Origin of the sequence: Paenibacillus sp. 4624 (genome assembly GCF_050435065.1) — a bacterium.
In the GTDB taxonomy this organism is placed as follows: domain Bacteria; phylum Bacillota; class Bacilli; order Paenibacillales; family Paenibacillaceae; genus Paenibacillus; species Paenibacillus amylolyticus_D.
Genome location: NZ_JBNDJR010000008.1, coordinates 73271 through 86267 on the forward strand (window position 1 = coordinate 73271; position 12997 = coordinate 86267).

16 protein-coding genes are annotated in these 12997 nt (G+C 46.3%); 13 read left to right on the forward strand and 3 right to left on the reverse strand.

Annotated features, from left to right (window positions below; genetic code table 11):
- Positions 1–125 precede the first annotated feature (125 nt).
- Complete coding sequence (locus ABIE27_RS18580) at positions 126–506, forward strand: VOC family protein (protein WP_123065193.1); 381 nt, start codon at positions 126–128, stop codon at positions 504–506.
- Positions 507–746: 240 nt separating this feature from the next.
- Here the strand turns inward: ABIE27_RS18580 and ABIE27_RS18585 are convergent, their stop codons facing one another.
- Positions 747–1730: a cation diffusion facilitator family transporter gene (locus ABIE27_RS18585; RefSeq protein ID WP_429351207.1), complete on the reverse strand. Its 984-nt coding sequence runs from the start codon at positions 1728–1730 to the stop codon at positions 747–749.
- A gap of 306 nt (positions 1731–2036) precedes the next feature.
- Here ABIE27_RS18585 and ABIE27_RS18590 point away from each other — a divergent pair, with 306 nt between their 5' ends.
- The 7 genes from ABIE27_RS18590 (at position 2037) to ABIE27_RS18620 (ending at position 7417) form a co-directional block, all read left to right on the forward strand.
- Positions 2037–2714 carry a response regulator transcription factor gene (locus tag ABIE27_RS18590; RefSeq protein WP_429351208.1) on the forward strand — a complete coding sequence of 226 codons (678 nt, stop codon included), beginning with the start codon at positions 2037–2039 and terminating at the stop codon, positions 2712–2714.
- On the forward strand, positions 2711–4099 hold the full coding sequence (locus ABIE27_RS18595; RefSeq protein WP_429351209.1) for a sensor histidine kinase: 1389 nt from the start codon (positions 2711–2713) through the stop codon (positions 4097–4099). The genes ABIE27_RS18590 and ABIE27_RS18595 overlap by 4 nt, the downstream gene beginning before the upstream one ends.
- Positions 4100–4165: 66 nt before the next feature.
- Positions 4166–5278, forward strand: coding sequence for an ABC transporter permease (locus tag ABIE27_RS18600; RefSeq protein WP_429351210.1), 1113 nt, complete (start codon positions 4166–4168; stop codon positions 5276–5278).
- Positions 5275–5952 carry an ABC transporter ATP-binding protein gene (locus tag ABIE27_RS18605; protein WP_429351211.1) on the forward strand — a complete coding sequence of 226 codons (678 nt, stop codon included), beginning with the start codon at positions 5275–5277 and terminating at the stop codon, positions 5950–5952. The genes ABIE27_RS18600 and ABIE27_RS18605 overlap by 4 nt, the downstream gene beginning before the upstream one ends.
- A gap of 209 nt (positions 5953–6161) precedes the next feature.
- Positions 6162–6701 carry an NUDIX hydrolase gene (locus ABIE27_RS18610; protein WP_123065187.1) on the forward strand — a complete coding sequence of 180 codons (540 nt, stop codon included), beginning with the start codon at positions 6162–6164 and terminating at the stop codon, positions 6699–6701.
- Positions 6649–6813, forward strand: coding sequence for a DUF4275 family protein (locus ABIE27_RS18615; protein WP_429351212.1), 165 nt, complete (start codon positions 6649–6651; stop codon positions 6811–6813). The genes ABIE27_RS18610 and ABIE27_RS18615 overlap by 53 nt, the downstream gene beginning before the upstream one ends.
- Positions 6814–6829: 16 nt before the next feature.
- A complete protein-coding gene (locus ABIE27_RS18620) occupies positions 6830–7417 on the forward strand; it encodes a DUF4304 domain-containing protein (protein ID WP_429351213.1) in 588 nt (195 codons plus the stop codon).
- Positions 7418–7431: 14 nt separating this feature from the next.
- On the opposite strand, the gene ABIE27_RS18625 is transcribed toward ABIE27_RS18620, so the two are convergent.
- Entirely contained in the window at positions 7432–8259 is an 828-nt protein-coding gene (locus ABIE27_RS18625; RefSeq protein WP_429351214.1) for a DUF2785 domain-containing protein, read from the reverse strand.
- An 85-nt stretch (positions 8260–8344) separates the two neighbouring features.
- Between ABIE27_RS18625 and ABIE27_RS18630 the strand changes: the two genes are divergently transcribed.
- A complete protein-coding gene (locus ABIE27_RS18630; RefSeq protein ID WP_123065184.1) occupies positions 8345–8638 on the forward strand; it encodes an RNA polymerase alpha subunit C-terminal domain-containing protein in 294 nt (97 codons plus the stop codon).
- Between the two features lie 48 nt (positions 8639–8686).
- Here ABIE27_RS18630 and ABIE27_RS18635 read toward each other — a convergent pair whose 3' ends face one another.
- A complete protein-coding gene (locus tag ABIE27_RS18635) occupies positions 8687–9631 on the reverse strand; it encodes a hypothetical protein (RefSeq protein WP_429351215.1) in 945 nt (314 codons plus the stop codon).
- A 358-nt stretch (positions 9632–9989) separates the two neighbouring features.
- Between ABIE27_RS18635 and ABIE27_RS18640 the strand changes: the two genes are divergently transcribed.
- From ABIE27_RS18640 to ABIE27_RS18655, 4 genes are all read left to right on the forward strand, one after another.
- The gene (locus ABIE27_RS18640) at positions 9990–10472 is read left to right on the forward strand and encodes a DUF2569 domain-containing protein (RefSeq protein ID WP_429351216.1); all 483 of its coding nucleotides are present in this window, start codon (positions 9990–9992) and stop codon (positions 10470–10472) included.
- Positions 10473–10503: 31 nt separating this feature from the next.
- A complete protein-coding gene (locus ABIE27_RS18645) occupies positions 10504–11121 on the forward strand; it encodes a histidine phosphatase family protein (RefSeq protein WP_123065181.1) in 618 nt (205 codons plus the stop codon).
- Between the two features lie 46 nt (positions 11122–11167).
- On the forward strand, positions 11168–11824 hold the full coding sequence (locus ABIE27_RS18650; protein ID WP_429351217.1) for a pyridoxine/pyridoxamine 5'-phosphate oxidase: 657 nt from the start codon (positions 11168–11170) through the stop codon (positions 11822–11824).
- A gap of 163 nt (positions 11825–11987) precedes the next feature.
- Entirely contained in the window at positions 11988–12938 is a 951-nt protein-coding gene (locus ABIE27_RS18655; RefSeq protein WP_429351218.1) for a radical SAM protein, read from the forward strand.
- Positions 12939–12997 lie beyond the last annotated feature (59 nt).

Genomic DNA, 12997 nt, shown 5'->3' on the forward strand with positions numbered 1-12997 from the left:
CTGGATACATAGCAATGTGATCTACGGCAAAACAGACTAGACTTAATGATATTATATCTATAAAATGGAATTATAAAACGAAACCTAGTTTCATTAAATGAAACTTAGTAGGGGGGATGAATAACATGAACTTTCAATTCAATGGCATTGATCATGTACAGCTGGCTGCTCCTGAAGGTTGCGAGAAGGAAGCTAGACATTTCTTCAATCAAATCCTGGGCTGGACAGAGATTCCAAAGCCTGCATTGCTACAGAAACGCGGCGGTGTGTGGTTTCAATGCGGTGATCATCAGGTTCATATCGGTGTGCAGCATGATTTTGTACCTGCTTCCAAAGCTCATCCCGCCTTTCATGTACAGAACCTGGAGCAGTTGCGTGAACACTTGCATTTGAATCGTATCCAAGTCTTAGATGATGAAGCAAGAGCAGATGAGGGAGTACGGCGCTTTTATCTGAATGATCCTTTTGGGAATCGGTTGGAGTTTCTCGAATTCATTGCAGTATAAACAGCAGCATAAACCGAACGGCACAGAGCAGGCTTTAGTGCCAATGCCGATGCTAATGATAGTTCCAGTGCTAGTGCCAAAGTGATCACTAATACCAACGCTATGCTGATACTGTGCCAATGCTGCTCCAACGTATCGCTGATGCTAACGTTGCAACAGCAAAAAAACAGGGCGTCCCTTAACGGGAATCGTCCTGTTTTGTCTTATCCCTATAAACGGAGTGTCCGCACCTGCAACACATTAATGATGGTGATGCGCATGAGCATCGGGTGCGTCACCTTTTACGGTGCAGAGCACCGAGGTGTCGTGAAGATGTTTTTCCGACTCAACCTGCAAGGTGACATGTTTGATCTCTTTGTGTTCCAGCAGATGTTCGATCTTCTGTACAAGCACCTCGGACGCATACACATCCATTGTTCCATCTACCACGATATGTGCGGTCAGTGCATTCAGGTTGCTGGTGATTGACCAGACGTGCACATCGTGAACACCTTTGACGCCATCGACTTGCTGGATCGTCTGCACCAGATCGTTCACATCGACGTTGGCGGGTGTGCCTTCCATCAAAATGTGCAAAGAAGATTTGGTAACATAAAATCCACTGCGCAGTACCAGTACGGCCACGATGACACTTGCTAACGGATCAGCCCAGCCCCAGCCGAAGAACATCATTAGCAGAGCGGCGGCAATTGCACCGATTGAACCAAGCATGTCACTGATTACGTGAAGATAAGCACCGCGCATGTTCAGGTTGCCCTCCGTATCACTGCCGCGCATCATAATCCAGGCGACCAGAATGTTCACGAGTAATCCGATTGTACTGATGATCAGCATGCCCATCGTTGCCACTTCAGGCGGGTTGATAAAGCGGCCAATGGCCTCGTAAAAAATGTAAAGCGCAATAGCAATTAACGTGACACCGTTTAGTGTGGCCGCTAAAATCTCGAAACGTCTGTACCCGTAGGTTTTACCCGTATTGACCGCTTTTTCCCCGAAAGTGAATGCCAGTAAGGCAATCCCAAGGGCAATGGAGTCCGAGAGCATGTGACCCGCGTCGGAGATAAGTGCCAGACTGTTCGTAATGAATCCCCCGAAGGCTTCTACGATCATGTAGAAGGTAATGATAATGAAGGAAAAGAGCAGTACTTTTTTGTTATTGGTGCCGTGCGCGTGATTGTGTCCATGGTCGTGGGTATGATTGTGCCCATTTTGTTGTCCTGACATTGTAATCCTCTCCTTTGGAACGATCCTCTGTTATGTATGTTGCAAGATCATATCGCGTTACGTGTTGCATGTGGTTATGTTGCTGAACAAGTCAGTAATCCGCTTTATCTCCTTAATATGAACATATGAGCAATTACTCATATGTTGTAAACTTATTATAATTCGACCTCATAGTAGTGTCAACCAGATTTGCGAAAATATAAACATAGATCGACACAAACAGCTATACTGGCAACTGCACTGGCTAATGGCTTTGTTTTTGTGCTACCATCGGGGCAGGATCACTATAGAAGGGCGGACAAGGAGATGAAACATCTGCTGCTGGCAGACGATGATGCTAATATTCGTGCGCTGTTGCGCCATGTCATGACGAAGGAGGGATACCGAGTACATGAAGCACAGGATGGTGTGGAGGCGGTCAAAATGATACAGGGGACCCCCATCGATCTCGCGATCCTGGATGTTATGATGCCGGGCATGGACGGACTTGAACTGTGTGATTACATACGTCAGCATTACGACATTCCTATTATATTGCTGACCGCAAGGGATCAGCTGGCAGACAAGAAAGAAGGATATTTGCGTGGCACGGATGAGTATGTGACCAAACCATTCGAACCTGAGGAACTGGTGTACCGGGTCAAAGCGTTGTTTCGACGATATCACCGGACTTCCAGCGATATGATTCGCATGAACCGGATCGTGATTGACCGTAACAATGTGGAAGTGAGCGATGGACAATCGATTCTTTTTTTACCAATGAAGGAGTTTGAACTCCTCTCACAACTTGCGCAGTTTCCGGGGCGTCTGTTCTCGCGGGATGAACTCATTCGGCTTGTCTGGGGGGCGGATTATGAAGGGGATGACCGAACGGTCGACGTACATATCAAGAGATTGCGTGACCGCTTTGCGGACTATACAGATGATTTTGTAATTCAGACGGTGCGAGGCATTGGATACAAGATCGAGGTGAAAGCGCATTGAGATCGTTATACGTTCGGATATTTCTCATTACGGTGGCGGTGATTATCGTCAGCAGTGTGCTCGGATTCTTTTTCTCAAATATCTACTACCATGCGAAGCTTAAAGACTTTAACGATGAGAAGCTGGTCGGTATCGCCATGGACATGAAAAAGTTTGCCGAAGAGCGGCCTGATCCGGGTACGGTACAGCAATATCTTCACAATGCAGCGGCTTTAGGATACGAGATTTATGTCACCGATGGTCAAGGCGATGATCAATTTTACGGCCGTGAATTCCGCGAAAAAGAGTTGGACAGGCAGGCTGTTCGCCTAGTGCTGGGCGGAGATGTGTATCATGGCGTGGCCGAGTTTCCGAGTCAACCATTTATTACCGGATTTTTCGATAATCAATTAAGCAATACGGTGGGGGTTCCGCTGCAGGTGGGGGATACTCGCCATGCCATGTTCATGCGTCCCGATGTTATTTTGCAATTTGGAGAACTGCGGATTTTCTTTGCGCTCATTGGGGCATTGACGGTTGGTATCAGTGTCCTGATCTTCTTGTTTAGCACGCGTTATCTGGTGAATCCGATTGAACGGCTGTCCGAAGCGACAAAACGCATTGCCCAGGGCAATTATAACCTGAAATTAAATACAGCAAGGCGTGACGAGATCGGGCAACTGGCCCAGCATTTTATGACGATGAGTCGAGAATTGGAACGGGTGGATCAGGCGAGGCAACAGTTTGTGTCGAACGTGTCCCATGAGATCCAGTCACCGTTAACCTCCATTCAAGGATTTGCCCAATTGGTGGCGGATCGGGAATTACCAGAGCAAGAACGAGCGCATTATGCATCCATCATTGAAAAAGAGAGCCGGCATCTCTCGTTGCTCAGTAAACAATTGTTACTCTTGTCATCCTTGGAACAGGGTCATGAAGATATGACCGAAACCCAAACCACCTTCTCGCTGAGAGGCCAATTCCGTCAGGCGGTTCAAGTGTTGCAATGGCAATTGGAGGAGAAAGAGTTATCTCTGCGCATGTCTGTACCGGAATCCATAAAGATTACAGGCAATGAAGTGTTGCTGATGCAGGTTTGGATGAACTTGCTTGGTAATGCGGTGCAGCATCTGCCGAAAGGTCGGAGCATTGAGATTCGAGCAGAGCAAATGGATAAAGCGTGTGTCGTGTATATTCAGGATACTGGAGACGGAATTGCAGCCGAGCATCTGCCGTTTCTGTTTGACCGTTTCTATCGGGCGGATCATGCACGAGAACGTTCTTCCGGTGGGACTGGCCTTGGACTGGCCATTGTACAGAAGATTATCCGCATTCATCACGGCGCGATAGAGGTATCCAGCTCAGCGAAAGGTACGCTCTTTACCGTAACGCTTCCGCAGATGTAATCTGTTATTCATTTTCCGTTCATTTTCACCTCCTATACTTGGGTTATCAAGAGGAGGTCAGAGCATATGTACTTGGCTATACGGGAAATGAGGTTTGCAAAAGGACGATACGCCTTGATTGCCACCATCATGGTGCTGGTATCGTTTCTGGTGCTGTTTGTAACCGGACTTGCACAGGGGCTGTCATATGATAATGCGGCTTCAATTAAAAATATGGCAGCAACCCATTTTGTACTCGAACAGGACTCTAATCATCGTTTTACGCGTTCACAGGTAGGCCAGCAGGAGCTGGACGAGGCACGTGCTGTTGTCGGACAGGACAATGCCGAGCCGCTAGGTGTTCGAATGACTACGGTCAGTCCAGCGGAGGATACCCAAAAGATCGATGTCACTTTATTCATGGTAAACCCGGGCAGCTGGCTGGCGCCAACCGTTACTGACGGCAAAGCGATCACTGCTCAGTCCGCAGGACAGGTTGTAGTGGATCAGAAGCTGGCGAAATCCGGTGTCACGATCGGCACGGTGCTGGTGGATCAAGCCTCAGGAACAGAGTGGACAGTGAGTGGTTTTGTACAAAATGAATCGTTCAGCCACGCCCCGGTGGTGTTTCTGAACGAGCAGGAATGGCTTGCGTTGCAAGCTGGGTCACGTGCTGGAGCGGTTAGCACACCAGAATACAACGCTATTGCTGTCAAAGGTGCGGATGATCAGGTGAGCAGCTTAAGTGCTGCTTTGCCCAAGACCGAGATTATTACCAAATCAGATGCCGTATCTGCCATCCCTGGTTACAAGGAGGAACAGGGCTCATTATTGATGATGATAGCTTTCCTGTACGTCATCTCGGCATTTGTACTGGCGGTATTTTTCTACGTCATTACGATTCAGAAGACCAGTCAATTTGGCATTTTAAAAGCGATTGGCACACGAAACGGTTATCTGGCAGGCAGTGTGTCGCTGCAAGTATTGCTATTGTCCGTGGGTAGTCTGGTGATTAGCGTGTTGCTTGTCCGGCTGTTTGAATCTGTTCTTCCAGCATCCATGCCATTTCAATTAGGAGCATCCACGCTAGCTTTAACTTGTGCGTTATTTATCCTGATGTCAATGGCGGGTTCGTTATTCTCGGTGTGGAAAGTCACTAAAATTGATGCGCTTGATGCGATTGGGAGGACGGCAGCATGAGAAACCGACTGGAGTTACAAGGTGTCACACAGACATTTGATGACGGCGGCAGTCCGCGCACCATTCTGGATGAGCTTGATCTGCAGGTGGCAGAAGGGGAGCTGGTCGCGGTGATGGGCCCATCGGGTTCGGGGAAAAGCACGTTCCTGTCGATTGCAGGTGCACTGCTTGAACCCACGGACGGGGAAGTATTGCTGGACGGAACTTCCATTATGGGCAAAAATAAAACGGACATCTCGGATGTACGGCTGCGCCAGCTTGGATTTATTTTTCAAAGTGCGAATCTGATTCCGTACCTGAAGGTGGAGGAGCAGTTATTCGTGGTTGCGAAGCTTGCAGGCATGGACAAAAGCAAAGCCGAGCGCCGTACAGGGGAACTGCTGGAGACGGTGGGCCTGTCTCACCGGCGCAAAGCTTACACCGACAAGCTGTCCGGCGGGGAACGCCAGCGCGTTGCCATTGCGCGAGCGTTAATGAATGATCCGGCTGTGCTGCTGGCGGATGAACCGACGGCCAGCCTGGATGCGGAGCGCGGGCTGGATATTGTAAGCACAATTGCACGGCTCGTGAAGGAGCAGGGCAAGAGTGCGGTGATGGTTACGCATGATGAGCGGATTTTGCCGCTCTGTAGCCGGGTTCTTTTTTTGGAAAAAGGGAAGCTGGTCCAGCACTAAGAGACGTTTGGGTATATGATTTGAAGAGATAGATGGCTAAATTAATACTATTGGATGCGTGAAAGGAAGGTCATATGTTCCCGATGGGAGGTGGCCTTCTTTTTGCGGTTTCGATTATAATTGGAAGCGTATGGAGCGTATGCACTTGATAAGGATCATTACATAACATCAGGACATCAGGAAATGGAATTGGAGAGGATTGGGTAGTGATGAGCAGCATAAATACAGAACAATTTCCGGCACTAAGCGCGCCGATCCACTGGGGAATTGTAGAGGCTGAGTTCCGGCTTGGCGAGCAAATAGACAAGACACTGGTAAGTAATGTGAGCATTATTCCGTTTGTCGGAGAACAGTGTGTTGTGTTTCAACTGGATAACGGACTGTGGGAGTTGCCTGGAGGAACGTTGGAAGCAGGCGAGCATTATATGCGGGGATTAAAACGTGAACTGATGGAAGAACTAGGCGCAGAGCTGCGGAGCTACCAAGTTTTTGGGCAGTTTCATTGCACTTCTCGTGCTCTGGAACCGTATCGACCTTACATTCCGCATCCACATTTCGTTAGAGTCATTGGATACGGTGATGTGGAATTGGTTGGTGAACCGCTTAATCCCGAAGATGGGGAGCAGGTGGTGTCGGTTGAGGTGGTTGGTATCGCTGAAGCGGTACGGCGTTTCCGGGAACAGAACCGGCAGGATATTGCCGAGATGTACGCACTGGCTTATTTGCTGCGAAAAGCAGATAAAGGCTGATTTTGATGAGCAACAGGATATCTATATCTTTGACAAGGCATTCACATGGACGTATGTGCATACGCATGAATCGATGTGCGGGCCGTATTTTTATAAAATCGATCAGGCATAGAGGGGAGGGAGTTTCGTTGCAGGAGCTGCTTAAAGAGATGATCAAAAATGAAGTAAAACCTTTGTTTTCCCGTCACGGTTATACCAAAAAAGGTCTGAATTTTCGAAGAGTCGAAGGTGGTCTTATTTACGGATTCAACATTCAAAAGTCCCAAGGCAATACAGCCAATCACGTTCGCTTCTATATTAACTGCATGATTCATTCCAAGGAGCTGGCGGAGCTGCAGTCTATGATATCAGGCGGTAAAACGATGGAGGAGCAGGCTCATCTCATCTGCAGGATTGAAGAGATTGTCCCATCTGCTCCAGACCGCTACTCGTTGACACCTGACACCGACCTGGTCACCTTTTCAAAAGAGCTGCTCTCCCATCTGGAAGAAGCCATGGAATATATGCGGAACATAACCAGCGCCAGGGATATTGTGGAGTATTATATGAAAAGAACCGCACTGCATTTAAGCGAAGAAACCTTCCATTTCCTGCTGCAAAATGGTGATACGACGACTGCTCAGATATATCTACAACAACTGCACGCTGAATATGGAGTCGAAAATCGCTGGGCGATCTTTGAGAAGAAGTATGCAGCTATTTTTGCAGCGTATTGACTTTAACACATCCTTCAGGATGAATAGTAGACCGGTTCTACTTTATATAACGTTTCCTCAATCGTTGGACATAAGTCAACATCATACACTCCATGAAATTTGATTCTGAAATAAAAACTTTTCAGAAAGTTTTTAATGTTATTTTTTTGCCTGAAGGCAGGCAAAAATTCGGATTCATTCTCCACGGTACCAAAACGTTGAATCCATTGTTGAATGTATGTCTGAGTAAGGAGGTTTCTATCCAGAATACACATGACTGGTTTCACCATTCGTTCGTCTTCGCCATCAGAGTAGACCCGTTCGCTGATCGTCATTTTCTCGTACACCAGATCCAGCATCGTTGATAAATCAGCCTCATCTAATTCATTGTATTGAGCCAAATCTTCCAAAACATCAGCAGCATGAGCAACAGCGTGTGCCCACCCTTTGGTCTCATCATATCCGCGGTAATCCTTTTCTTCTCGTACATTGTGAAAGACCATGTCCTTAATCTGATGAATACGCTCACTTGACAGAAAAGGCGATGCTGCGTGTCTCGTGAAAAGAAGAGGGATAACCAGCATCGAAAAAGAACGTGTGAATACGGAATCGGTATGGGCTTCACCCAATTGATAAAGCAGATGGTTATGATCTAAAACGGTGGTTAAAATGTGTTCTAATTCGTATGTAGTCAGAGGAAGGCTAGGAATCCAGTGAGATAAGGTGGTATAGATCAATTCATCACGCAATTGTGCGTCTACCGTACCGATATTATGTAACATTTCTTGTATCAAGTCGAAGGCATCTGCGGGTGCTTGATATTGATTTTCTTGTATGTACATCAGTTTATCTTTAAAATTCATTTAAACACACTCCTGCGAATCAGATTTCATTCTTGTAAACTTATGTATCAAAGGTATTATACAATCTTTAAGGGGGAAAACCCATATGACAACTGCTAAAGGAACACGGCGAACATGTGAGAAGGGACATACTTTTGTTAAAAAAAGTGATTGTCCGACTTGCCCCAAGTGTGAGGCGGAACGGAAACCAACAGAGGGATTTATGAGTCTGCTGTCTGCTCCGGTAAGACGTGCACTTGAAACAGAAGGAATAACGACTTTACCGAAACTTGCCGAGTATACGGAGAAGGAGATTCTAAAGCTGCATGGGATCGGGCCTTCATCTATGCCCATATTGCGTAAATCGCTGGAGGAAGAGGGATTGTCTTTTAAGGCATGATCTTAAGCTTTTTTTGATCGTTTTCCTCATTCCTCAGCTCATGTGAAGCTACTCTATAACAGATAACAGTTCTTCCATCTTTACTTGGTAGAGCAAGTTCCCCTCGCTCAGCAGCAGGTGATCCTGGCGAAAATCCTGTCGTGCCTGTTGAAAAGGGCGTTTTTTTTCGTTCAGTAATTTGAACTTCGTTCCCTTGGTAAGGCTACCAGGCTTCTGCATTTTCTTGAAAATAAATGTTCCATGCTTCCCGTACCCGGCATCAAATAGGAAGTGATATCCATCCGTACAGAAACCGGAGGAACCTGATATATTCGGATTCAGGAAGTTCACTCGAGTAGATTCAGGTTTGAATCCTCCCGAAATACAGCCAAGTGTAAATTCAGTATAATAGTAGAACCATACTTCTTCTTCGTTCACCACATTGAGCGCATAACAGTCGGCAATATCGGCGCTGTTATTTTTATAGAGTACATTCCCGTATGCGTCCCAAGCTAGCAATCCACTCTCTCCAACGGGCTGATCCCAGCCATAGTTGCCAAAAATACCTTCATCGAAGTAACTGGTCCAGATCGTTCCACGCTCCGTCACCTGTACACTCTGAATCCCGTCTCCGAGCAAAAATTCACGAATCGTTGTGCCTTCCATGTCACACACTTTAGCATTCAGATCATATTGATTGTTTCCGTAATAGGTGCAGCGCGCACCAACGAGCAGCAGATGTTCTTGTAAGGGCTGTACGTAATGATAGTGATATTGTTGTCCACCGATGACGACTTCCTGAACATATTCATCCGATACAATCAGCACTTTGTACGTGTATGACTCCTTTAGTTTGGTTTGCACAAACATACCTTGTTTTCGTTCAGGGATTTGATTAATAAGTAGTATATATGCAAGGCCATCGTGTCCCCACTGCACGGAGACGATTTCGAAACCCTCGGTATAACTGGAAATATCGGCAAAAGGCAGTAACGTTAATTTTGGATCAGGCATGGCTAAATCCTCCTTCAATAATATAAACAATCATAAGCATCATCTTCGACTGCTGTTGTTATGTTGAATTATGACATGTACAGACTGGACGGAACATGGTGAAAGTATAACGATTCCGAAAAAGGAGCTGAGAAAATCATAGGTATGCCTCTTTTCTCTCCTGTAGTACAATAAGGAAGCTGTGTCAATTTTTATAGGGGGATAGATAGCTTTCAAGCGTGAAATAGGAAGGAAACCTATAGAGTATTTATACATATGGAATCGGATAGCGGCGGTTAAAACAATATGAGAGAAGGACGTGTTAGAAGTGCGGCAAGAACCTCTACAAGAACCTCTACAAGAACCATTTCAAGAATCAATGAGAGAACACCGCCCACTTGGTGTGTCTGGGCTCGGAGGCTGGCTGATCCTTATCCAGATTGGGTTGTGGTTCACACTAATTATGCTCCTGGTACAGATCAACCAATCTATGTTAACCATATTCAACACAGAGACATGGGAGGTTTTAACTGCTAAGGATTCAGGCTTGTATCACCCGCTTTGGGCTCCAGTAATTATTTTTGAAACTGTTTTCAACCTAATGTTTCTGGTATTTACAGTGTACGTCATTGTTGCTTTCTATCGGAAAAAAGCAATCCTTCCACGTCTGATGATTATTTTTTACAGTCTCAGCCTCGGAGTTGGAATTGTGGATTATCTGCTGCTTTATCAGATTCCGATAGCAAGAGAACTCGAAGACGGAAGTTCAGTACGGGACATTGCAAGATCCGCCATTGCTTGTGCGATCTGGATCCCGTATTTTATCAAGTCTGAACGTGTTCAGAATACATTTGTTCGTTAAATGATGAGACATTGAAAGGTGACGGTACACATTGAAGATTTTTCTGGTTCGACATGGTGCAGATGAAGAAGGCTACCGCGGCGGTTGGAGCCAAAGGGGACTCACCGAAGCAGGTATTATTCAGTCCAGAGCTTTAGGAACGTATCTGTATGAACATGCAGAGCAATATGACATTCAAACGCTTATCAGTAGTGATCTTCCCCGAGCGATGCAGACCAGCAACTCGATTGAAGAGTCATTGGGTATTCGAGGTATATACACACCCGATTGGCGTGAGATGAATAATGGTGATATGGCGGGTATGCTCCATGCGGAAGCAGAGGAAAAGTACCCCGGGATCTATTTTAATACGCTCAAGATGGACACTGTTTTTCCGGGTGGAGAAAGTCCGACACAATTTTATGCAAGAATACGAAATGCATTCGAGAATCTTTGTATTCAACTCGAAGAGAAGCGAATCCAATCGAATGTTTTGCTGGTGACCCACGGTGGGGTGATTAATATCCTTTATTATGTGCTCGCCAACAGGGAATGGAGTAATACGTCCAGTTTTTATCCCATCGACAACACGAGTATTCACACGATTCAGAACATGGAGAAAGGCTGGAGCATATTGGACACGAACAGGATTCCTCATTTAAGATCGTAAAGTAACAGAACTTCAAGGCACAAGGATGAGAAGGAGGTAGGGAATGATGAGCGGACAAGCGGGAGAGCTACTGCATCAATTAAAGTCTTTATCTGGACCATTTCCGCCCTGGAATTTAGAACAATTGCCTAGCCAGCCGGGAAAGTTGTTTTTGGAATGGCTGAAAATCGCGGTGGAAAGCAACGTAAAGGAACCTCATGCCATGACCCTTTCTACAGTAGATCAACAGGGTTATCCAGATGCGAGAGTGTTAATTTTAAAAAACATCATCGAGGACACGTTCTATTTTGCTTCCAGTTCGAACAGTCGAAAAGGCCAGCAGTTGAACGATAACCCTAAGGTGGCACTTACCTTGTACTGGCCTTCATTGGGCAGACAGATTCGGATTAGGGGGATTGCACAGGATGAGGGAGGCGAGGCAGGAGCTAATGACTTCCGTAAACGTAAACCTGGAGCAAGAGCGGTAGCCATGACGGAGCGTCAGAGTCAGCTGTTGGTTGAGGAGGATGCGTTAAATCGTTCCATTGAAGTTCAGAAGAAACGCCTTCAGGAGGATCCTGATTTTGTTGCGCCTCATTGGCGGTTATACGCTGTGAATGCACAAGAAGTGGAGTTTTGGCAGGGGGATACAGATCGGAAACATATTCGTGTTCAGTATACATGGCAAGACGAACAGTGGCACAAGAACAGATTATGGCCTTGAATTTAAGGCTTATTGGAAGAATTGTTAAGGCTTTCTGGATTTTGCACGGTCTTTACCACCGGAACGTATACAATGTCATAGCGCCCTTGGAATATCTTTCGCTATAATCTTCAGGTTATCAGGACGTGGAGCTTAAACTGAAAGGTAATCAGGGGGAGGGCATATGACGATCAAAAACAAATACAAAGCACTTGAACTGGAAACTCCTGGCGTCTATGAGCTGGAGGGGCTAGAGGTAGGGGTAACTTCCAATTGCAATTATAAATGCGACTACTGCTGCGCCTACAATCGAGACGATGGGGAGTGCATTAGTAGCGCAGAGGTCATCCGCATTATTGGGGAGCTTCCTCATCTCAAGCGGGTACGTTTGTCAGGTGGTGAAGTCACCCTCAAGTACCAGGACTGTCTGGAGATTGTCACGTACTGTGCTGCACAGGGCATCGATACACAACTGAACACCAATGCCAGTCTGCTTACAGAGGAAAGAATCATGGCGTTACGGGATGCCGGGTTGTCGAACATCCATATCTCTTTTAATTATACGGATGCAGAGTCTTATGCTGCTTACTACCGTGTGCATCCACGCATGTATGAGAGACTTGAGCATAACATTCGTTTGTGCACGGAGCTGGGAATGGAGACGGTACTTGAAACGCTGCTGTTCAAAGGCAATCAGGACCACATGCAGGCAATTAGCAATAAAGTCTACGATTTGGGTGTGCGCATTCACGAGATTCAGAATAGTATCAAGATGCCACACACCGACTGGAGCCAGATTGTATCGAAAGAGTCGTTGGTTCGATCGGTCACGGCGTTAATCGAAAATAAAAATCCGGATACCACGCTCTATTTTACGTGTATGGATCGATTCGCCGAACAATTGAATCTGCGTGAACAGCCAGGTGTATATTTCTCGAACTGTGTGGATGGTACGAAACAATTACACTTGCATGGTAACGGGGACATTCTGATCTGTGAACTGTGTCATCCGGTGGTGATTGGTAACATTTATAGTGGCACGTCGCTAAAAGACATCTATAAGCAGCAGCCCGCTGCACTAACGGACTTTCTGGAAAAGCGCCCTTGCCCGGCATATGATGCTTTATTTGCATAGCTCAATTCTACTTTGAGGTCTTCTGATTTCCTTTAACGGAAACGGAAGGCCTTTTTGTA